General features: G+C 69.7%; 22 protein-coding genes. 17 read left to right on the forward strand and 5 right to left on the reverse strand.

The window, feature by feature from the left end; genetic code table 11:
• Positions 1-32 precede the first annotated feature (32 nt).
• The 4 genes from QM714_RS15310 (at position 33) to proC (ending at position 3,357) form a co-directional block, all read left to right on the forward strand.
• Positions 33-779, forward strand: coding sequence for an ABC transporter ATP-binding protein (locus QM714_RS15310; protein WP_415102078.1), 747 nt, complete (start codon positions 33-35; stop codon positions 777-779).
• Entirely contained in the window at positions 776-1,513 is a 738-nt protein-coding gene (locus tag QM714_RS15315) for an ABC transporter permease (RefSeq protein WP_415102080.1), read from the forward strand. Before QM714_RS15310 ends, QM714_RS15315 begins: the two co-directional genes overlap by 4 nt.
• Positions 1,514-1,735: 222 nt before the next feature.
• Complete coding sequence (locus QM714_RS15320) at positions 1,736-2,542, forward strand: proline dehydrogenase family protein (RefSeq protein WP_415102082.1); 807 nt, start codon at positions 1,736-1,738, stop codon at positions 2,540-2,542.
• An 11-nt stretch (positions 2,543-2,553) separates the two neighbouring features.
• Positions 2,554-3,357, forward strand: a complete 804-nt coding sequence (gene proC / locus QM714_RS15325; RefSeq protein ID WP_415102084.1) for a pyrroline-5-carboxylate reductase — start codon at positions 2,554-2,556, stop codon at positions 3,355-3,357.
• A 195-nt stretch (positions 3,358-3,552) separates the two neighbouring features.
• Here proC and trpS read toward each other — a convergent pair whose 3' ends face one another.
• Complete coding sequence (gene trpS, locus QM714_RS15330) at positions 3,553-4,521, reverse strand: tryptophan--tRNA ligase (protein WP_415102086.1); 969 nt, start codon at positions 4,519-4,521, stop codon at positions 3,553-3,555.
• A 275-nt stretch (positions 4,522-4,796) separates the two neighbouring features.
• Here trpS and QM714_RS15335 point away from each other — a divergent pair, with 275 nt between their 5' ends.
• The 5 genes from QM714_RS15335 to QM714_RS15355 all read left to right on the forward strand — a co-directional run bounded on the left by QM714_RS15335 (position 4,797) and on the right by QM714_RS15355 (position 8,712).
• Positions 4,797-5,984 carry an acetoin utilization protein AcuC gene (locus QM714_RS15335; RefSeq protein ID WP_415102088.1) on the forward strand — a complete coding sequence of 396 codons (1,188 nt, stop codon included), beginning with the start codon at positions 4,797-4,799 and terminating at the stop codon, positions 5,982-5,984.
• Between the two features lie 207 nt (positions 5,985-6,191).
• Positions 6,192-6,398, forward strand: a complete 207-nt coding sequence (locus tag QM714_RS15340) for a helix-turn-helix domain-containing protein (RefSeq protein WP_415102090.1) — start codon at positions 6,192-6,194, stop codon at positions 6,396-6,398.
• Between the two features lie 115 nt (positions 6,399-6,513).
• Positions 6,514-6,615 carry a 30S ribosomal protein bS22 gene (locus QM714_RS15345; RefSeq protein WP_008356322.1) on the forward strand — a complete coding sequence of 34 codons (102 nt, stop codon included), beginning with the start codon at positions 6,514-6,516 and terminating at the stop codon, positions 6,613-6,615.
• A 20-nt stretch (positions 6,616-6,635) separates the two neighbouring features.
• Positions 6,636-7,622 carry an NAD-dependent epimerase/dehydratase family protein gene (locus QM714_RS15350; protein WP_415102095.1) on the forward strand — a complete coding sequence of 329 codons (987 nt, stop codon included), beginning with the start codon at positions 6,636-6,638 and terminating at the stop codon, positions 7,620-7,622.
• Positions 7,615-8,712 (forward strand): lysophospholipid acyltransferase family protein, encoded by a 1,098-nt coding sequence (locus QM714_RS15355; RefSeq protein WP_415102097.1) that lies wholly within the window; start codon positions 7,615-7,617, stop codon positions 8,710-8,712. The genes QM714_RS15350 and QM714_RS15355 overlap by 8 nt, the downstream gene beginning before the upstream one ends.
• 47 nt (positions 8,713-8,759) lie before the next feature.
• Here QM714_RS15355 and QM714_RS15360 read toward each other — a convergent pair whose 3' ends face one another.
• Complete coding sequence (locus QM714_RS15360; protein WP_415102099.1) at positions 8,760-9,647, reverse strand: HAD family hydrolase; 888 nt, start codon at positions 9,645-9,647, stop codon at positions 8,760-8,762.
• A 214-nt stretch (positions 9,648-9,861) separates the two neighbouring features.
• Between QM714_RS15360 and QM714_RS15365 the strand changes: the two genes are divergently transcribed.
• The 7 genes from QM714_RS15365 to QM714_RS15395 all read left to right on the forward strand — a co-directional run bounded on the left by QM714_RS15365 (position 9,862) and on the right by QM714_RS15395 (position 16,562).
• On the forward strand, positions 9,862-10,098 hold the full coding sequence (locus tag QM714_RS15365; protein ID WP_415102101.1) for a glutaredoxin family protein: 237 nt from the start codon (positions 9,862-9,864) through the stop codon (positions 10,096-10,098).
• Positions 10,099-10,317: 219 nt separating this feature from the next.
• Positions 10,318-11,025, forward strand: coding sequence for a redox-sensing transcriptional repressor Rex (locus tag QM714_RS15370; protein WP_415102103.1), 708 nt, complete (start codon positions 10,318-10,320; stop codon positions 11,023-11,025).
• Positions 11,022-12,299, forward strand: coding sequence for a glutamyl-tRNA reductase (locus QM714_RS15375; protein WP_415102105.1), 1,278 nt, complete (start codon positions 11,022-11,024; stop codon positions 12,297-12,299). Before QM714_RS15370 ends, QM714_RS15375 begins: the two co-directional genes overlap by 4 nt.
• A complete protein-coding gene (gene hemC / locus QM714_RS15380) occupies positions 12,296-13,255 on the forward strand; it encodes a hydroxymethylbilane synthase (protein ID WP_415102107.1) in 960 nt (319 codons plus the stop codon). Before QM714_RS15375 ends, hemC begins: the two co-directional genes overlap by 4 nt.
• Positions 13,252-14,943, forward strand: coding sequence for a uroporphyrinogen-III synthase (locus tag QM714_RS15385; RefSeq protein ID WP_415102109.1), 1,692 nt, complete (start codon positions 13,252-13,254; stop codon positions 14,941-14,943). The genes hemC and QM714_RS15385 overlap by 4 nt, the downstream gene beginning before the upstream one ends.
• A complete protein-coding gene (hemB, locus tag QM714_RS15390) occupies positions 14,943-15,929 on the forward strand; it encodes a porphobilinogen synthase (RefSeq protein WP_415102111.1) in 987 nt (328 codons plus the stop codon). The genes QM714_RS15385 and hemB overlap by 1 nt, the downstream gene beginning before the upstream one ends.
• A 69-nt stretch (positions 15,930-15,998) precedes the next feature.
• Positions 15,999-16,562, forward strand: a complete 564-nt coding sequence (locus QM714_RS15395) for an NYN domain-containing protein (protein ID WP_415102113.1) — start codon at positions 15,999-16,001, stop codon at positions 16,560-16,562.
• A gap of 76 nt (positions 16,563-16,638) precedes the next feature.
• Here QM714_RS15395 and QM714_RS15400 read toward each other — a convergent pair whose 3' ends face one another.
• Positions 16,639-17,250, reverse strand: coding sequence for a TetR/AcrR family transcriptional regulator (locus QM714_RS15400; protein WP_415102115.1), 612 nt, complete (start codon positions 17,248-17,250; stop codon positions 16,639-16,641).
• A gap of 88 nt (positions 17,251-17,338) precedes the next feature.
• On the opposite strand from QM714_RS15400, the gene QM714_RS15405 reads away from it, so the two are divergent.
• Positions 17,339-18,178: an MBL fold metallo-hydrolase gene (locus QM714_RS15405; RefSeq protein WP_415102117.1), complete on the forward strand. Its 840-nt coding sequence runs from the start codon at positions 17,339-17,341 to the stop codon at positions 18,176-18,178.
• A gap of 129 nt (positions 18,179-18,307) precedes the next feature.
• On the opposite strand, the gene QM714_RS15410 is transcribed toward QM714_RS15405, so the two are convergent.
• Together QM714_RS15410 and QM714_RS15415 are read right to left on the reverse strand one after the other, a co-directional pair.
• Positions 18,308-18,616 (reverse strand): hypothetical protein, encoded by a 309-nt coding sequence (locus tag QM714_RS15410; RefSeq protein ID WP_415102119.1) that lies wholly within the window; start codon positions 18,614-18,616, stop codon positions 18,308-18,310.
• Between the two features lie 237 nt (positions 18,617-18,853).
• Positions 18,854-19,234 carry a hypothetical protein gene (locus tag QM714_RS15415; RefSeq protein WP_415103072.1) on the reverse strand — a complete coding sequence of 127 codons (381 nt, stop codon included), beginning with the start codon at positions 19,232-19,234 and terminating at the stop codon, positions 18,854-18,856.
• Positions 19,235-19,623 lie beyond the last annotated feature (389 nt).

Below are 19,623 nucleotides of genomic sequence, written 5' to 3' on the forward strand. Positions count from 1 at the left end.
GGCGAGTCGGCGCGAGTAGAATTCCACATATGATGAATAACTCGGTGGAGCTGCGCGACCTGGTCGTCGTACGCGGCCCACGCGAGGTCCTGCACGGCCTCGACCTGGATATCGACGGCGGCGTCACCGGCCTGCTCGGCCCGTCCGGCTGCGGCAAGACCACGCTGATGCGCTGTCTGGTCGGCGTGCAGCGCATCCGGTCCGGCACGGTCCGGGTGTTCGGTCAGCCCGGCGGTGCGCCGTCGCTGCGCAGTCGGATCGGCTATCACACTCAGGCCGCCAGCGTGTACGACGACCTGTCGGTCGCCGAGAACCTCCGCTTCTTCGCCCGAGTCCGCGGTCTCGACAAGCGCGCCGTCGGGCGCGTGGTGGAGGCGGTCGGGCTGGGCGGCCACGAGAGCCAGGTCGTGGACCGGCTCAGTGGTGGGGAACGCTCACGGGTGAGCCTGGCGGTGGCGCTGCTCGGCGAGCCGGGTCTCCTGGTCCTCGACGAGCCGACCGTCGGCCTGGACCCGGTCCTGCGCCAGGAGCTGTGGACGATCTTCCACCAGTTGGCCGACGCCGGCACGGCCGTGCTGGTCTCCAGTCACGTGATGGACGAGGCGGACCGGTGCGACCGGCTGCTGTTGATGCGCGACGGCGTGATCATCGCCGACGGCACGCCTGCGGAGATCCGTGAGCGCACCGGGTCCGGCGACATCGAGAGTGCGTTCCTGGCCCTCGTCTCCTCGGCCGGGGACAGTCCCGGCGACGCGGCTGGGAAGGGGGATGCGCGATGAGTCCGTCGATCACCCTGGCCGTGGCCGGGCGTGTGCTGATCCAGCTGCGTCGCGACCATCGCACCCTGGTCATGCTGCTGTTGCTGCCCACCCTGCTGATGGCGCTGCTGTGGTGGATGTTCAAGGACAGCCCGGTGATCGCCTTCAACCGGATCGGACCGGGCCTGCTGGCGATCTTCCCGTTCTTCATCATGTTCCTCGTCACCAGCGTGACTACGCTCCGCGAGCGTTCGGGCGGCACCCTGGAGCGACTGCTGGCGATGCCGATGGGGAAGCTCGACTTCCTGCTCGGCTATGCGATCGCCTTCGGTCTCACGGCCGCCGTCCAGTCCGCTCTTGCCGTCGCCGTCAGTGTCGGTCTGCTCGGCATGGATGTCGTCGGGCCGGTCTGGTTGCTCACCGTTGTGGCCGTCGCCGACGCCGTCTTGGGCACCGCGCTCGGGCTCTTCGTCTCCGCCTTCGCGCGCACAGAGTTCCAGGCGGTGCAGTTCATGCCGGCTGTCGTGGTCCCGCAGATCCTGCTCTGTGGCCTGCTCGTGCCGCGCGACCGGCTGCCCGACGTGCTCGGCGCGATCAGTGACGTGCTGCCGTTGTCGTACGCCGTCGACGCGATGACCACGCTGACCACCTCCACCGACACGGGCGAGGTGTGGCGCAACCTCGGCATCGTGGCGGTGTTCGTCGTCGCGGTCCTTGCCGCGGGCGCCGCGACCTTGCGGCGGCGCACCGCGTAGCCTGACGATCGTCTGAACCGGGTCGACGAGAGGGGGCCCTCGTGCTCCGCGAGCCGTTGTTGCTGCTCTCCCGCAGCGAGCAGGTCAAGCGTCTGGTCAGCACGATGCCGGTGTCCTCGGGCATCGTGCGCAGCTACGTCGCCGGCGAGACGACCCAGACCGCGCTGGCCGTCACCGAGCAGTTGGTCGCCGACGGCCTCCACGTGACCCTCGATCATCTCGGTGAAGACGTCGCGGACCTCGAGCAGGCGAGCGCCAACGTGGCGGCGTACCTCGACCTGCTCGACGGGCTCGCCGAGCGCGGACTCGCCCGCCGAGCCGAGGTCTCGGTCAAGCTTCTCCGCGATCGGCCAGGCCCTGGAAGGCGCTGCGCTGGAGGGGTCGGCGCTGGCGGGCTCGGCGCTGGAAGGCGACGAGAGTGCGACCGGCGAGCAGGTGGCGCTGGACAACGCGCGGATCATCTGCCGGGCCGCCCGCAACGCGGGCACCACCGTGACGGTCGACATGGAGGACCACACCACCACCGACTCGACGCTGACCATCGTGCACCAGCTCCGCAAGGACTTCCCGGAGACCGGCGCGGTGCTGCAGTCCTACCTGCACCGCACGGAATCCGACTGCCGGACACTCGCCCACGAAGGCTCGCGGGTCCGGCTCTGCAAGGGCGCCTATGCCGAGCCGCCGGGGGTGGCCTTCCCCGACCGGCTGGAGGTGGACCGGTCCTACGTGCGGTGCCTCAAGGTGCTCCTCGGCGGCCAAGGCCACCCGATGATCGCCACCCACGATCCGCGGCTGATCGAGGTCGCCAGCTCGTTGGCCAGCCGCTACGGGCGCGCTCCGGGATCGTATGAGTTCCAGATGCTTTACGGCGTGCGACCCGACGAGCAGCGCCGACTCGCGGAAAGGGGAGAGACGGTGCGGGTCTACCTCCCGTATGGTCGCGAGTGGTACGGCTACCTGATGCGGCGCCTCGCGGAGCGCCCACAGAACCTGTCGTTCTTCCTCAAGTCGCTGGTCTCGAAGAAGTAGAGGACCCACTCATGAGTCAGACAGCCATTATCGGCGCCGGGGTGATGGGGGAGACCCTGCTGTCCGGTCTGGTCCGGGCCGGTCGCCGGGTCGACGACCTGATCGTGGGCGAGAAGCGCCCCGAGCGCGGGCAGGAGCTGATCGAGCGGTACGGCGTCACGGTCGTCTCCAACAAGGAGGCCGCCCGCAAGGCCGACACCGTCGCCTTGGTGGTCAAGCCCCAGGACATGGCGGCCGTGCTCGAGGAGATCGCCCCCGAACTCCGCCCGGGCCAGCTCGTGGTCTCGCTCGCCGCCGGCATCACGACGGCCTTCATCGAGTCCCGACTGCCGGAGGGCGTCGCGGTCGTGCGGGTGATGCCGAACACCCCCGCCCTGGTCGACGAGGGGATGGCGGCCATCTCGCCCGGCTCGCACTGCGACGAAGCCCACCTGGCCGAGGCCGAGTCCCTGATCGGCTCGACCGGCCGCGTGGTCCGGATCCCCGAGCGCCAGCAGGATGCGGTGACGGCGATCAGCGGCTCCGGGCCGGCGTACATCTTCTTCGTCGTCGAGTCGATGATCGAGGCCGGCGTGCACCTCGGCCTGCCCCGCGCGACCGCCACCGAGCTGGTCGTGCAGACGGTTGTCGGCTCGGCCAAGATGCTCCGCGAGACCGGCAGCCACCCGGTCGTGCTCCGCGAGCAGGTCACCTCACCGGCCGGCACCACCGCCGCCGCGTTGCGAGAGCTCGAGGTGCACAAGGTCCGCGCCGCCTTCCTCGCCGCCATGGAGGCCGCCCGCAACCGCTCCCGCGAGCTTGCCGAGGGCTCCTGACGCGCAGAGGTCGCCCTTCGAGGGAGCGCCGCTCGGCTCTGGTCTGCCGCGGTGCTGTGGTGGCGCTGACCCATCTCCCGCGGTCCTATGGTGGCTGAGGGCCCCGAATACGAGGCACTTTGCCACTACAAGACCGCGGCAGACGCACGAACACCGCGGCAGACGCACGGCGAGGTCGCGACCTCACAACCGGCCTCACAACCCCATCGCCGCCTGGGCCGCGGAGAGCACGGGCACGGTGACGTCGAGGCAACGCTCGGCTCCGCGGGCGAAGGTCTCGGTGACGTACGCCGGGTCGTCGGCGAGGTCGGCGTAGCGGCGCTGGATGGGCTTGAGCACAGCCACCACGGCATCGGTGACGGCGGCCTTGAGAGCACCGTACGTCGTCAGGCCGGCGGCCGCCTCCGCCCCGGCGCAGGCGACGAGGATCTCCACCAGGTTGGTCACGCCGGGCTTGGTGTCGCGATCAGAGCGGACGGCGTCGGGGCCGGTGTCGGAGTCGGTGACCGCGCGGGCGACCTTGCGTCGGACGGCGTCGGGCGGGTCGAGGAGATAGATCACCCCGCTGGTGTCCTGGTGCGACTTGCCCATCTTCTCCGTGGGCCGAGCCAGATCCATCACCCGCGCTCCGGCCGCCGGCAAGACCAGCTCCGGCACGGTGAACACCGGACCGTAGGTGTTGTTGAAGCGGATGGCGAGGTCGCGGGTGAGCTCGACGTGCTGGCGCTGGTCCTCACCGACCGGCACCCGATCGGGGCGGTAGAGCAGGATGTCCGCGGCCATCAGCGCCGGATAGGTGTAGAGCGAGGCCCGAGTGGAGTCGCGCCCCCGACCCTTCTCCTTGAACTGGATCATCCGGTTGAGCTCACCGGTGTAGGCGGTGCATTCGAGCAGGTAGCTCAACTGGGCATGGGTAGGGACGCGGCTCTGCACGAACAGGGTGCTGTCGTCGAGCCCCGCGGCGATGAGCAGAGCCGCCATCTCCGCCACCAGACCACGCAGGGCGGCCGGATCGTGCGGGATGGTGAGTGCGTGCAGGTCGGCGATGCCGTAGAAGCAGTCGTCGGAGGGTTGGGCCGCTGCCATCGGACGTAGCGCGCCGAGCAGATTGCCGAGCGTGAGGTGTCCGGTGGGCTTGAGCAGGGACAGGTTGCGGGTGGTCACGGGTTGCTCCTGAGCTTCAGCGCCCCAGGCGACCCTGCTCGTGTCCACGGATGATCCCCCGCCGACACGACAACGGCCGCCCGAAGGCGGCCGTGGATGGGAAGTGTGCTCGATCGGTGGGCCGCCTCAGGCGGTCCGCCAGCCGGTCAGATGAGAGCCAGTGAGCACGTCGCCCAGGATACCCCGGCGGGCGTCGTGCGCTCCGGTCGCCGGGGCCGACCGCGCCCGATGACGTCCCGGGGCGAGCACCGGAGACGCGGGAGTATGTTCAGCCCATGGTGGAGTGTCACGGTCCGGCGACGGCGGTCTTCGACACCAGCCTGACCGAATACAACTTCGGGCCGCAGCATCCGATGTCGCCGATCCGGGTCGATCTCACCATGCGGCTGGCCGATCAGCTCGGCGTGCTCAACGGGCAGCTGAAGCTGGTGCCGGCGCCGATGGCGAGCGAGGATCTGATCGCCACGGTCCACCGGCCCGAGCTGATCGAGGCGGTCACCAAGGCGGGGACGACACCGGGATACGTCGACGAGGCTCACGGTTTGGGCACCGACGACAATCCCGTCTTCGAGGACATGCACCACGCTTCGGCGCATGTCGTCGGAGCGAGTGTGGAGGCCTTCCGGCAGGTCTGGACCGGCGCAGCATTGCACAGCGTGAGCATCGCCGGGGGCCTGCACCATGCGATGCCCAATCGGGCGAGCGGCTTCTGCATCTACAACGATGTCGCGGTGGGCATCCAGTGGCTGCTCGACCACGGCGCACAGCGGGTCGCCTACGTCGACGTCGACGTGCACCACGGTGACGGAGTCGAGCGGGTGTTCTGGAACGACCCACGCGTGCTGACCATCTCCCTGCACGAGACGGGTCAGCTGCTCTTCCCCGGCACCGGCTTCCCTCATGACCTGGGCGGCCCGGACGCGCACGGCTCGGCGGTCAACGTCGCGCTGCCGCCGGGCACCGCCGACGCCGGTTGGCTGCGCGCCTTCCACGCGGTGGTGCCTCCGCTGGTGCGTGAGTTCGCGCCCGACATCTTGGTCACCCAGCACGGCTGCGACTCGCACATGGAGGACCCGCTGGCGCACCTGATGCTGAGCGTGGACGGCCAGCGGGCGGCGTACCTCTCTCTCCATGAGCTCGCTCACGAGGTGACCGGCGGTCGCTGGGTGGCCACGGGTGGAGGCGGCTATGCCGTCGTCGACGTGGTCCCGCGGGCCTGGACCCATCTGCTCGCGATCGTGGGAGGCAGCCCGTTGGAGCCCGGCACCGAGGTCCCCGAGGCGTGGCGTGAGCACGTCTTGGAGCGGCTGGGCAAGCAGGCTCCGCGACATCTCACCGACGGCCGCGCCCCCGCCTGGCGGGACTGGCGGCAGGGATATGACCCCGACACCTGGCTGGACCGGGCGATCCACGCCACTCGCGAGGAGATCTTCCCGCTGCACGGCCTCGATCCGATGCCCTGACTCCTCGGCCGGCGGCCCCGGAAACGACCCAGAGGGGCCGAAGGTGGCCGCTAGAAGGGTCAAATCAAGCCGACACGCCGCATTTCCATAACTTCACTAGGCATTCTCTTCCCCACTCGTCACATCTGGCCCTATTCTCACCACTGGCGGCACGCTAGTCGTCGGCGGGGAAGCCGGCGGCGTGACCGCCAGGAGGATCGGTTCATCATGGTTAACAGTCCACACGGGGACATCTCCGACGTGAAGTTCCTGACCGTCGCCGAGGTGGCCGCGATGATGCGCGTGTCCAAGATGACCGTCTACCGCCTCGTGCACAACGAGGAGCTGCCCGCCGTGCGGGTCGGCCGCTCGTTCCGGGTGGTCGAGGAAGATGTGCACGAATACCTCCGCAAGAGCTTCTACAGCGCCGGCTGATCCTCGCCAGGTCCAGCGAGCGCCCTCGATTGTCTGCCGATACCGGCCGACGGCTAGGCTGATCGGGTCGTCGGGCGCGCTCAGCGAGCGCTCGTCCAGGTCGGAAAGGTTCTCTGTGGGTTCAGTCATCAAGAAGCGCCGCAAGCGCATGGCGAAGAAGAAGCATCGCAAACTGCTGAAGAAGACGCGCGTTCAGCGACGCAAGCTCGGCAAGTAAGCACAGAAGGACGATCCGCTGTGGGCGCCGTCGTCCTGGTCACCGGGGTCTCTCGCGACCTCGGTCGACGATTCGCCCGACACGTTGCCGCTGATCCAGCGGTCGACCGGGTGATCGGCGTCGACGTCGTCCCGCCCCGCGGCGACATCGGCGACGTCGCGTTCGTGCGCGCCGACATCCGCAGTCCCGTCATCGCGAAGGTGATCGCCAAGGAGGACGTCGACACCGTCGTCCACATGAGCGTGATCGCGACGCCCGGCAGCGCCGGTGGGCGAGCGACGATGAAGGAGCTCAACGTCATCGGCACCATGCAGCTGCTGGCGGCCTGCCAGAGCGCGCCGGGGCTGCAGACGTTGGTGGTCAAGTCGTCCAGCACCGTGTACGGCGCCAGCGGCCGGGACCCGGCGATGTTCACCGAGGACATGCACGCCAAGCGGCTGCCCAGCTCGGGCTATGCCAAGGACGCCTACGAGGTCGAGGGCTACGTGCGCAGCTTCGCCCGGCGCCGCCCCGACGTCCGGGTGACCATGCTGCGCGGAGCCAATGTGATCGGACCGGCCGTGGTCAGCCCGATCACGTCGTACCTCCGCCTGCCCGTGCTGCCGCGTGTGCTCGGCTTCGACCCACGCCTGCAGTTCCTGCACCAAGACGACCTCTTCGCCGTCCTCCAGCACGCGGTCACCCACGATGTCCCGGGCACGTTCAACGTCGCCGGCGACGGGGTGCTGCTCCTCTCCCAGGCGATCCGTCGGCTCGGCCGGCCGTCGGTGCCGCTGCCACCGCTAGGCGTGGCCGGTGTCGGCCAAGTGTTGCGCCGCGCCCACCTCGCTGACTTCTCGCCGGAACAACAGGCGTTCTTGACCTACGGCCGCGGGATCGACACCACGCGGATGCACACGGTGCTGGGCTTCCAGCCACGGTTCAGCACGCCGGCGGCGTTCGATGATTTCGCGCACACCCTCACGCACACGGAGCGGCCCACCCCGGTCGGGGCAGATCATGGCTGACGCCGAGATCATCCCGCTCGGCACGCGCGGCCGACCCGGTCGAGGCACCGGCCGACAGCGACCGTCCGCGGCCACTCGACGACTCGCGGGCAACCGTCCGCAGCCGACAGCCGGGCCCGAGGCTCAAGATCCTGTCGAGACGATCCGACCGGCGACCACCACCGAGGAGCGGTCCGGGGTGACAGGCATCCCGGTCGGTGACTGGGCTGCGGCGCTACAGGCCGCCGTGGTCGAGGTGCTCGGCCAGGACTGGGAGGGCGAGCTCGCCCACTTGATGGCCTTCTGGCGCCGTCGTCTGGAGGGCGACTACACCGTTGACGACTACGGCTTCGATGCCGAGCTCACCGAGCAGCTGGTGCTGGCAGCGCTGCGCCCGATCGCAGAGAAGTGGTTCCGCATCGAGGTCCGCGGGCTCGACAACCTCCCGACCGAAGGCGGCGCGCTGGTCGTCTCGAACCACTCCGGCACGGTCCCGGTCGATGCCTTGATGACGATGGAGATCGTCCACCGGCACACCGGGCGCTTCTTGAGGCCGCTGGGTGCCGACCTGGTCTTCCGGATGCCGATGGTCAGCGCCATCGCCCGCAAGACCGGCGCGACACTGGCGTGCAACGAGGACGCCGAGCGGATGCTGCGCGGCGGCGAGCTGGTCGGGGTCTGGCCGGAGGGCTTCAAGGGCATCGGCAAGCCGTTCTCCGAGCGCTATCGGCTGCAACGCTTCGGCCGCGGCGGCTTCGTGTCTGCCGCCTTGAACACCGGGGTGCCGATCGTGCCGCTGTCGGTGGTCGGCGCCGAGGAGATCTACCCGATGATCGGCAACCTCGCTCCGCTGGCCCGACTCTTCGGCCTGCCCTATCTGCCGGTCACCCCGACCTTTCCACTGCTCGGTCCGCTGGGGCTGGTGCCACTGCCGTCGAAGTGGCTGATGGAGTTCGGTGAGCCGATCCGCACCGACGACCTCGGCGTCAGCACGGCCGACGACCCGATGGTGGTCTTCAACGTCACCGACCAGGTCCGCGAGACGATCCAGCAGACCCTCTACGACCTGCTCCGCCAGCGTGACTCGGTCTTCGGGCTCTCGCCTCGCTGACCCCTCGCTGACCTTGTGCTGACCTCGCGCGGGCCGAGAGGGCGAGATCAGCGCTTGCGGCGCAGGGCGGCGCCGACCGCCGCCGCGCCCGCGACCGCCCCGGCGGCCGCACCGAGCCGGACCCCCGCCCAGGCTGCCTTGCGCCCGGTGCGGTAGTCACGGATGCGCCAGCCGGCGTCGCGCGCGTGCGCACGCAGCCGGGCGTCGGGGTTGATCGCGACGGCCTCGCCCACCAGGGACAGCATGGGCAGGTCGTTGATCGAGTCGGAGTACGCCGTACACCGGCTGAGGTCCAGACTCTCCCGAGTCGCCAGCGCGAGCACCGCTTCGGCCTTCGCCGGGCCGTGCAGCATCTCGCCGACCAAGCGACCCGTGTATACGCCGTCCTCGTGTTCGGCGACCGTGCCCAGCGCACCGGTCAGACCGAGCCGCCGGGCGATGATCGAGGCCAGCTCGACCGGAGCCGCGGTGACCAGCCAGACCCGCTGGCCCTGATCCAGGTGGAGCTGGGCGAGGGCCTTCGTGCCCGGCCAGACGCGCGCCGCCATCGCCTCGTCGAAGATCTCCTCGCCGAGAGCCTCCACCTCGGCAACGGTGTGGCCCTTGATGAAGGCCAGCGCCGAGGCGCGCGCCTCGGCGACGTGCTCGGGGTCCTCCGAGCCGACCACTCGGAAGAGCAGCTGCTTCCAGGCGGCGGAGGCAAGGTCGCGGGTGGTGAAGAACTTGCGACGGTGCAGGCCGCGGGCGAAGTGGAAGATGCTGGCGCCCTGGATCACCGTGTTGTCCACGTCGAAGAAGGCCGCCGCTTGCGGATCTGGCGGCGCGTCCAGCGCCATCTCGACCTCCGCCTCGGCAGCCGACGCCTCTCCGGCCATGGTCGACCGCTGACGGAGATCGACCGGTCGCCGGGTCCGGTCGGATCGCGCTGGACTCACGGCCTCAGCCTACGGGCGGATCCGTGGAGAGGGGTCGCTGTCGGGTTGCTGGTGGTCTGGGGTTGCGACCGACAGGGGAGCGGTAGCTGCCCTGTCGCTCACCACCACCAGCAACCAGCCAACGCACGGATCCACCGTGGTGCCATCCGCGGATCGAGCCCGGATCCGGCTGAGGGTGTCGGGCCGCGAGGTAGGCCTGTGGGACCATGCGCGCATGGCCCGGATCACCTTCTACTCCCGACCGGGCTGTCATCTGTGCGACGTCGCCCGAGAGGCGCTGACGCGGGTGTGCGCCGATCTCGGTGAGGAGTTCGACGAAGTCGACGTCGACTCCGACCCGGCTCTGCTCGCCCGGTTCGGTGAGGAGATCCCGGTGACGTTCGTCGACGGCCGACAACACGACTTCTGGCGGGTCGACGAGAACCGCCTGCGCACCGCCCTCGGGCGCTGACCCCGCCCACGCCGAGTCGCCGAGACGTTTTCCTGACAGAGTTGACAGGACGTCAACAAGAGCCCGTGGCTGGGTCGGTGCGTGGCGTGGATCACATCGGCCCGGCGGGGTGTCGTCTCGGTTTGGTTCTCACGTTCACAAGCTCCTACAGTGGTCGCGCCGCGTGGTGCCGACCGGGCTGAAGCCCAAGCCCGGACCGCCGGCTGGAGAAGAGACACCGTGACCGCTCGCTCGTCCGCCGTCAGCGCCCGGGATATCCCCGAGGCCACGGTCGCGCGGCTGCCGGTCTACCTGCGGGCGCTGACAGCCCTGGCCGAGGACGGCACCGTCACCTGCTCGAGCCAGGAGCTCGCCTCGGCGGCCGGCGTCAACAGCGCGAAGCTGCGCAAGGACCTCTCCTACCTCGGCAGCTATGGCACTCGGGGGGTCGGCTACGACGTCGCCTACCTGCGCTACCAGATCGCCCGCCAGATCGGGGTCACCCAGGACTGGCCGGTCGTCATCGTCGGCATCGGCAACCTGGGGCAGGCGCTGGCCAACTACTCCGGCTTCCGCAGCCGCGGCTTCCGCGTGGTCGCGCTGCTCGACGCCGACCCGTCGCGGCACCAGGAGCGGATCGCCGGCGTCGCCGTGCGCCCCTTCGGCGACCTGGACGCCATCGTGGCCGAGCACGGTGTCGCGATCGGCGTGGTCGCGACACCGGCCGAGGCCGCGCAGGAGGTCGCCGACCGACTCGTCGACGCCGGGATTCGCAGCATCTTGAACTTCGCGCCGACGGTGCTCGCCGTGCCAGCGGGGGTGGATGTGCGGAAGGTCGATCTCTCCATCGAGCTGCAGATCCTCGCCTACCACGAGCAGCGCAAGTCGCCCCAGGGTGACTCGAGCCCGACACCTGCGATCGCCCCGATCCAGGAGTCCGCGTCATGAGCATCCTGGTGGTGGGTGTCTCCCACAAGACGGCTCCCGTCGAATTGCTGGAGACCCTGGCGCTCGACCCGGAGGGCGTGCAGAAGCTGATCGCCGACGTGGCGTCTAGTGAGCATGTGACCGAGGCGGCCGTGATCGCGACCTGCAACCGGCTGGAGATCTACGCCAACGTCGACCGGTTCCACGGCAGCGTCGAAGAGCTCTCCGGCCTGCTGGTCGATCGGGCTGCTCGGCCGACCCACCAGCTGCTGCCGCATCTCTACGTCCACTACGACGACGGTGCTGTCTCCCATCTGTTCGCTGTCGCGTCGGGGTTGGACTCGATGGCCGTCGGCGAGGGCCAGATCCTCGGCCAGACTCGCGAGGCGCTGCGTGGCGGCCAGGAGCTCGGCACCGTCGGGCCCGCCCTGAACAGCGTCTTCCAGCAAGCGCTCCGCGTCGGCAAGCGGGCCCACGCCGAGACCGACGTAGACCACGCCGCACCGTCCCTGGTGCAGGCGGCGCTTGCCCAGGCCGTCGGCGAGTCGATCGACCTCGCCGATCGGCGCGTCCTCGTGGTCGGCGCCGGCTCGATGGCCGGGCTGGCCGTCGCCACGGTGCTGCGGCACGGGGCGCGAGACGTCGTGGTGGTCAACCGCACCGGTGAGCGCGCCGAGCGCTTGGCGCAGGAGTACGCCGTCCGCGCGGCGTCGCTCGGACAGCTTCAGGCCGAGTTGGAGCGGGCCGACCTGGTGTTGACCTGCACCGGCGCCAAGGAGCTGCTGATCGCCGCGGAGATGGTGCCACCGGGGCCGGTCACCCTGATCGACCTGGCGCTTCCGCACGACATCGACCCAGCCGTCGCCGAGCGCTCCGACGTGACGCTGGTCAGCCTCGCCCAGCTCGCCGCCACTCTCGACGACACCGGCGAGGGGCGCGAGCTCGACGGCGTTCGCGAGATCGTGGCCGAGGAGGTGGCGGCCTTCTTGTCGGCTCGACGGCAGGCCAACGTCGCCCCGACCGTGGTGGCCTTGCGTGGCATGGCCACCGCCGTGGTGGAAGCCGAGCTAGAACGGTTGGACGCTCGCGTGCCCACCCTTGATCCGGCGGCCCGGGCGGAGATTGCCGACACGGTCCGACGGGTCGCGGAGAAGCTGGTGCACCGACCCACGGTGCGGGTCAAGGAGCTGGCCGCCGACGGCGAGAAGGTCTCCTATGCCACCGCGCTGGCCGAGCTGTTCTCCCTCGATCCGGATGCCGTCGACGCGGTGACGCGAGCAGAGGGGTTGTCATGACGACCACTCCACTCCGCCTCGGCACCCGCGCCTCCCTGCTCGCCCGCACCCAGTCCGAGCTGGTGGCCGACGTGATCCGTGACCGTCTGGGCCGCCGCGTCGAGCTGGTCGACGTGACGACCGAGGGAGACCGAAGCAGTGAACCGTTGGCGACGATCGGCGGCACCGGCGTCTTCGTCAGCGCGCTGCGCTCGGCGCTGCGTCGAGGCGAGGTCGACCTCGCCGTCCACTCGTTGAAGGATCTGCCGACCCGGCCGGAGACTGGGATCGCCCTGGCCGCCGTACCTCTTCGCGAAGATCCACGCGATGCCGTCGTCGCTCGCGACGGCCTCACCCTCGGTGAGCTGCCCGTGGGCGCGCGGATCGGCACCGGATCGCCGCGGCGGACCGCCCAGCTCGCTGCGCTCGGCCTCGGCCTGGAGATCGTGCCGGTGCGGGGCAACGTCGACACTCGGCTGCGCAAGGTCGCCGACGGCGAGCTGGACGCGGTCGTCCTTGCTCGGGCGGGGCTGGCCAGGCTGGGCCGGGTCGATCAGATCACCGAGAGCCTCGATCCGCTCCAGATGCTGCCCGCCCCCGGTCAGGGTGCGCTCGCGGTCGAGTGCAGCGCCGACGACGCCGATCTGGTGGCCCTCCTCGGCACCCTCGACGACCCAGCGAGCCGGGCCGCCGTGGAGGCCGAACGAGCGGTGCTGGCGACCCTGGAGGCGGGCTGCTCGGCTCCGGTCGGGGCGCTCGCGGAGGTGGTCGAAGGCGAGGACGGCCCCGAGCTGTGGCTCCGCGCCGCGGCCCTCTCCGAGGACGGCGCGCTCACCGTTTGCATGTCAGCTTCCGGTCCCACCGGCGACGCCATCGGCGTCGGGACCCGCCTCGCCGAGCAGATGCTCGACGACGGCGCCGCCGACCTCGTGCAGACAGAACTCACGCAGACATCAGTGAAGAGGCAGCACGCATGACTCGATCCAAGACCAAGGTGAGCGCCGTCGCCGGCAGCGCCGAGAGCAAGGCCACCGCGCCGGTAGCGCGGGGCTGGGTGTCCTTCGTGGGCACCGGGCCCGGTGACCCGGGTCTCTTGACGCTCCGGGCGGTCGAGCTGATTCGGGGCGCCGACGTGGTGATCACCGAGGCCCCTAACCACGAGCCGATGGTCCGCACCCTGCTCGGCCTGCCCGCCCCCGATCAGGAGGTGGACGAGGAGCCGGTGACCGGGCCGCGCTTCGTCGACGGTGGGTTCGGCGAGGATGGGCAGCCGCTGACCCAGGCCGGTCGGTCGAAGGTGGTCGTCCGCGAGGCCAAGAAGCAGGGCGCCGTCGTCCGGCTGATCACCGGTGACCCGTTCCTCTTCGACAGCGCGCCCGAGGAGGCTCGGGCCTGCGCCAAGGCTGGCATCGGCGTCGAGATCGTGCCGGGCGTCTCCTCGGCTCTCGGTGTGCCGGCCTATGCCGGCATCCCGCTGACCGACAAGAGCAACCGCGGTGTCACCGTGCTCTCCGGTGCCGACCGGGTGGACTGGTCCCGATTCGCCGACGACCGCACTCTGGTGGTGCTGTCCGCGGTCGGGCCGATCAACGAGGTGGCCGAGGCGCTGCTCACGGCTGGTCGGCCCGCCGACACCCCGGTCGCGATGACCTGCCTGGGCACGACCACCGACCAGCAGACTTGTGTGTCGACGCTGGGCCAGGTGGCGGCCGACTGCCGCTCCGCCCGCATCGTGCCGCCCGCGGTCACCGTGATCGGCGACGTGGTCGCGCACCGGCAGGCGCTGTCCTGGTTCGAGACCAAGCCACTGTTCGGCTGGCGCGTGCTGGTGCCGCGCACCAAGGAACAGGCCGGTGGGCTCTCTGCGCGGCTGCGCGGCCACGGCGCGGTGCCCGAGGAGGTGCCGACCATTTCGGTCGAGCCGCCCCGCAACCCCCTCCAGATGGACAAGGCCGTCCGCGGCCTGGTCGAGGGACGCTACGAGTGGATCGCGTTCACCTCCATCAACGCCGTCAAGGCGGTGCGTGAGAAGTTCGAGGAGTACGGCCTCGACGCGCGCGCCTTCTCCGGCCTCAAGATCGCCGCCGTCGGCGAGAAGACCGCCGCCGCGATCGCCGCCTGGGGCCTCCGCGCCGACCTGGTGCCGACCGGTCAGCAGTCGGCTGCCGGGTTGCTCGAGGTCTGGCCGGAGTACGACGACCTGCTCGACCCGATCAACCGGGTCTTCCTCCCGCGCGCCGACATCGCGACCGAGAACCTGGTAGCCGGGCTGATCGACCTGGGCTGGGAGTGCGACGACGTCACGGCCTACCGCACCGTGCGGGCGACGCCTCCTCCGGCGCCGACCCGGGAGGCGATCAAGACCGGCAAGTTCGACGCCGTCGTCTTCACCTCGTCCTCCACCGTGCGCAACTTGGTCGGCATCGCCGGCAAGCCACACCCCTCGACGATCATCGCGGCGATCGGCCCAGCGACCGCCAAGACGGCCGAGGAGCACGGGCTGCGCGTGGACGTGCTCGCTGCTACGCCGGACGTCGAGGTGCTGGTCGATGCGCTCGCCGACTTCGGCGCCGCTCGGCGGCTGGCCATGCTCGAAGCGGGTCAGCCGGTCACCAAGCCGTCGGAGCGCAAGCCGTCCGCCCGGCGGAAGGCGAGCTCGAAGTAGTGACCGACGAGATCGAGGTCCCCGTCCTCAGGCCGCGTCGGCTGCGGCGCACCCCCGGCTTGCGTCGGCTGGTGGCGGAGTCCTCGGTCGAGCCGCGTCGGCTGGTGCTGCCCGCATTCGTGCGGGAGGGCATCGGCGAACCGCAGCCGATCGGCTCGATGCCGGGGGTGGTCCAGCACACTCGGGCCTCGCTGGTGCGCGCTGCCGCCGAGGCCGCGGAGCTCGGGCTCGGCGGGATCATGCTCTTCGGGGTCCCCGAGACACGTGACGCGGTCGGCTCGGGAGGGGCCGACCCGGCGGGCATCCTCAACCTGGCCATCAACGACGTCGTGGCCGAGGTCGGCGACGCACTGACGGTGATGAGCGACCTGTGCCTGGACGAGTTCACCGATCACGGCCACTGCGGCCTGCTCACTCCCGATGGCCGGATCGACAACGACCAGACGCTGGCGGCGTACGCCGCGATGGCTCTCGCCCAGGCCGACGCCGGCGTCGACATGGTGGGCCCCAGCGGGATGATGGACGGCCAGGTGGCGGTGATCCGGACGGCGCTGGACGCCGCCGGCCACTCCGACGTGGGGATCTTGGCCTATTCGGCGAAGTACGCCTCGGCCTTCTACGGTCCCTTCCGGGAGGCGGTCGACTCTCAGCTCGAGGGTGACCGGCGGACCTACCAGCAGGACTCCGCCAACGCCGTGGAGGGAGTCCGCGAGGCACGCCTCGACGTCGAGCAGGGCGCCGACATCGTCATGGTCAAGCCAGCGCTGGCCTATCTCGACGTGATCCGTCGGGTCCGGGACGCCGTCGACGTCCCCGTGGCGGCGTACAACATCTCGGGGGAGTACGCCATGGTCGAGGCCGCTGCCGCTCACGGCTGGATCGACCGCGAGGCGGCCATCGTGGAGACCCTCACCGCGATCCACCGCGCCGGTGCCGACGTGATCCTCACCTATTGGGCCGCCGAGGCGGCTGGTCTGCTCGCGTGAACGTGATCGCTCCCGGCCAGTCAGAACACGTTCTCAGGCCCTGACCGGATCCGGGTTTAGGGTCAGTCCATGGACGATGGCGACGGCAAGACCTATCTGCTGGTCGACGGGGAGAACATCGACGCGACCCTGGGCGGCTCGATCCTCGGTCGGCGACCGCAGCCTGACGAGCGGCCGCGCTGGGATCGGCTGTTGGAGTTCGCCCGCGAGCGCTGGGGTCAGCCGGTGCAGGGTCTCTTCTTCTTGGCCGCCAACGCCGAGCTGCCGATGCCGTTCGTCCAGGCGCTGCTCGCCATGGGATGGCGGCCGATCCCGCTGTCGGGTGCGACCCACGAGAAGGTCGTCGACATCGCGATCCAGCGCACCCTGACGGCGATCGCCGGCCGGGACGGCGATGTCATGCTCGCCACCCACGACGGCGACTTCCTGCCCCAGGTGACCGCGCTGTGCGAGCTGGACCGACGGGTGGGTTTGGTCGGCTTCGCCGAGTTCCGCAACCGAGGCCTGGTGGCTCTCGGCGATCAGGGTTTGGAGTTCTTCGACCTCGAAGCCGACGTCAAGGCCTTCAACGTGTCGCTGCCGCGGGTCCGGGTCATCCCGATCAGCGAGTTCGACCCGCTGGAGTTCTTGTAAGCGCTAGCCCTCACCGGCGGGATCTCTCACGCACCTCGGTGCGATCGGCGTCTTGATCCCGGGGATGCGGGTCGTACTACGGGCGGCGGGCGCCGGCGAGCCCGAGCTCGACCACTGCGTCGATGAACTCGGCGTCGAGAGGCTCGCCGGTCAGCAGCAGCCGCACGTAGATGGGTCCGGTGAACACGGCGAGCACCGTCGTGGCAGGGATGTCGTCGCGCAGTTCTCCGCGGTCGACCGCCCGGATGATCACCTCTTCACCTACGCGGAAGCGGGTCGTCCAGACGTGGCTCACCACCTCCGCGATGGCCGGAGAGCGGGCCGCGTCGGCGACTAGCGCACGGATCTGCACGCGGGTCTGAGGACCACCGATGTAGTCGACGATGGAGTGCAGCAGTGCGGTCAGGTCCGCTGTGATGTCCCCGTTGTCCGGCATGGGGATGGCCGCCGTCGCGGCATCGATCAGCGCCTCGGTGACCAGTTGGTCGAGGTCGGGCCAGCGGCGGTGGACGGTCGAGCGGTGTACGCCGGCGCGCTCGGCGATCCGGGCGGCGTTGAGCGCGCCGTAGCCGCCGGCGGTCAGCTCCGTGATCGTCGCGGACAGGATCGCCTTGCGGACGCGGGCGGCGCGGCCACCGGGACGGCGGACCACAGAGGGGGGCTCGGTCGGTGACTCGGGCGGGGGCATGGATGAGATGTTAGCGCAACAGATTGTTGCTTTTGGAAAGAAGTGGCGCTAGCCTCTATCGCAACATAACGTTGCATTAGGAGCCGTCATGAGCAACCTGCACGTCCACCACCTCAATTGCGCCCACGTCACCACGATGAAGCTCGGTGGGGCGGTCCTGGCTTGTCATGTGCTCGTCGTCGAGACACCCGATAGCGGCTTGGTCTTGGTCGACACCGGGCTCGGCACGGCGGACTATGCCGACATCTCCTCGCGCCTGGGCTGGAGCTTCGCGCACCTCTACGCCAGGCCAGCTGTCGATCGGTCTCTCGCGGCGATCGAGCAGATCCGGGCGATGGGCCTCGACCCCCACGATGTCCGGCACATCGTGCAGACCCACCTCGATCTCGACCACGTGGGCGGCCTGTCCGACTTCCCTTGGGCCAAGGTCCATGTCCACGCAACCGAACTCGCCGCCGCGCGAGCCCGCAAGGGGACGAAGGCGCGCGGCCGCTATCGGCCGGGCATGTGGGCGCACGGGCCGAACTGGCAGACCTACGCTGCCGAAGGTGACCCGTGGTTCGGCTTCGAAGCCGTGCGCTCCCTGAGCGGGCTACCGGAAGAGATCCTCTTCGTTCCGCTGGCCGGGCACACGATGGGTCACTGCGGTGTCGCCATCGACACCGACGAAGGCTGGCTGCTCAACGCGGGCGATGCCTACTTCGATCCGCGTGAGGTGCACCAGGAGAAGCGTGAGTGTGCCGTCGGTGTGGGGATGTTCCAACGGGTTGTCACGACTGACAAGGCGCTGCGCTTCCACAACCAGGACCGCTTACGCGCCTTCATCGCCGAGCACCCCGAGGTCGCCGTCTTCTCCGCCCACGACCCGGGGGCCGCACCGTTCGGCCCAGTCCGCGCCACGTCCGACGGCGTGCTCCACCGCCGATAGCAGTCGGCGAGCGGTCGTCGTACTTAGAAAGTGGCCCGCCAGACAGACAAACGCGGTCCGTGACGCCTCCGCTCCGCGTGGCCGGAAGCCCGCGCGGGTCTGTTTGCCTGTCCGGTTGGCCGCAGCGGGTCAGCCGGTGATGCTCTTGGTGACCGTGGCGCTCTTGCAGATGATGCGCTTGCCGTTCTTGCGGATCGTCTTCTGGGTCACCGTGGCTTTGAACTTGCCGGGGTTGATCTTGTTGCCGTCGAAGACAACCGTCCACTTGCCCTTGGCGTCGGTCTTGTCCTTGCCCGCGGAGCGACTCTGGTCGAGCTGACGGAGCTTGACAGTCCGACCCTTCTTGCACGCCTTGTTGGCGGACTTCACCTTGCCGCTGATCTTGACGTGGTCGACGTTGCTCGCGTCCACCCCGGTGAAGGCCACCTTGCTATCCACCTTCTTGGGTGGCTTGGCGTCTGCCGATCCGCCGATCAGCAAAGGGTTGAGCAATGCGAGGCCAGCGATCGCGGCGAGCGCGGTGCGGTGACGGGCGAGCGGTGGTCGGTCACAGATCCTCCTGAGTGGGTGCTGCTATGGATAGGGGCACCACCCTTGCGTGTGGCGCGCTCCGTTGGCAACGTCTGGGCAGGCCAGGCTCGTCACAGGGTGCCGACTATCGGCCGGCAGCGGCCGCTACCCGGTCGCCTGAGGGACGCGGGACCGGCGAGCATCCAGCGCGACTGCGCCGGACAGGAACGCGACCGCGAGAACTGCGACCAGCCCGGCCCGGAGGCCGCTTGCCGTCGGGTCGGCCGGCAGGACGCCGGTCATCGCCAGCCACAGCAGGACGACGTTGGCTAGCGCCAGACGCCACCACCCCTCGTGGCCCTTGCCGTTCATGACGCTCACGAGATGCCAGACGAGGGGGCCCACGACGACCAGCAGCTGGAGTGCTGGCCAGGTGTCATGCAGATGAGGTCCTGCCGGTCTGGTGAATGCATCCACCGCGAGGTAGCCGACAAGCAGCGCCTCCATGGCCGCCGCCGCCGCAATCAGCCACTCCCAGCGAGACATGCTTGGCAGAGTAGCCTCCCGCCGGGTGAGCATCGCCCGGGTGCCCGTCTGCCGCGGTGTTCTTGCGTCTGCCGCGGTCTTGTGGGGGGTGGATGCCTCGTATACGGGGTCCTCAGCCACCATAAGACCGCGGGAGTTGGGTCCGGGCCACCACAGCACCGCGGCAGACGGGACGGGATGCAGTTTCGGCCCAATCGGTGCACCCGACAGCGCCGGGAGTACGGCTACTGGTGCGTAGGTCACATATGCCGTCCGTACACACCAGTAGCCCCACGAGGGACTGCAGTTTCGGCCCAATCGATGCACCCATCCCCCGTCAGAGTCCGCCCTGGTTCCCAGCAGTCACACGGGTTGCCGCTTTCACAAGGTAACTAGAGATCCCTGCACTT

The sequence above is a fragment of the Nocardioides sp. genome (assembly GCF_047602075.1).
Taxonomy (GTDB): Bacteria; Actinomycetota; Actinomycetes; order Propionibacteriales; family Nocardioidaceae; genus Nocardioides.

What these genes read in the sequence shown, in the direction of transcription:
- QM714_RS15310 (WP_415102078.1), top strand. Translation starts at nt 33, where the DNA reads ATGAATAACTCGGTGGAGCTGCGCGACCTGGTCGTCGTACGCGGCCCA.
- QM714_RS15315 (WP_415102080.1), top strand. Translation starts at nt 776, where the DNA reads ATGAGTCCGTCGATCACCCTGGCCGTGGCCGGGCGTGTGCTGATCCAG.
- proC (WP_415102084.1), top strand. Translation starts at nt 2,554, where the DNA reads ATGAGTCAGACAGCCATTATCGGCGCCGGGGTGATGGGGGAGACCCTG.
- QM714_RS15335 (WP_415102088.1), top strand. Translation starts at nt 4,797, where the DNA reads ATGGTGGAGTGTCACGGTCCGGCGACGGCGGTCTTCGACACCAGCCTG.
- QM714_RS15340 (WP_415102090.1), top strand. Translation starts at nt 6,192, where the DNA reads ATGGTTAACAGTCCACACGGGGACATCTCCGACGTGAAGTTCCTGACC.
- QM714_RS15355 (WP_415102097.1), top strand. Translation starts at nt 7,615, where the DNA reads ATGGCTGACGCCGAGATCATCCCGCTCGGCACGCGCGGCCGACCCGGT.
- QM714_RS15365 (WP_415102101.1), top strand. Translation starts at nt 9,862, where the DNA reads ATGGCCCGGATCACCTTCTACTCCCGACCGGGCTGTCATCTGTGCGAC.
- QM714_RS15375 (WP_415102105.1), top strand. Translation starts at nt 11,022, where the DNA reads ATGAGCATCCTGGTGGTGGGTGTCTCCCACAAGACGGCTCCCGTCGAA.
- hemC (WP_415102107.1), top strand. Translation starts at nt 12,296, where the DNA reads ATGACGACCACTCCACTCCGCCTCGGCACCCGCGCCTCCCTGCTCGCC.
- QM714_RS15385 (WP_415102109.1), top strand. Translation starts at nt 13,252, where the DNA reads ATGACTCGATCCAAGACCAAGGTGAGCGCCGTCGCCGGCAGCGCCGAG.
- QM714_RS15395 (WP_415102113.1), top strand. Translation starts at nt 15,999, where the DNA reads ATGGACGATGGCGACGGCAAGACCTATCTGCTGGTCGACGGGGAGAAC.
- QM714_RS15400 (WP_415102115.1), bottom strand. Translation starts at nt 17,250, where the DNA reads ATGCCCCCGCCCGAGTCACCGACCGAGCCCCCCTCTGTGGTCCGCCGT.
- QM714_RS15405 (WP_415102117.1), top strand. Translation starts at nt 17,339, where the DNA reads ATGAGCAACCTGCACGTCCACCACCTCAATTGCGCCCACGTCACCACG.
- QM714_RS15415 (WP_415103072.1), bottom strand. Translation starts at nt 19,234, where the DNA reads ATGTCTCGCTGGGAGTGGCTGATTGCGGCGGCGGCGGCCATGGAGGCG.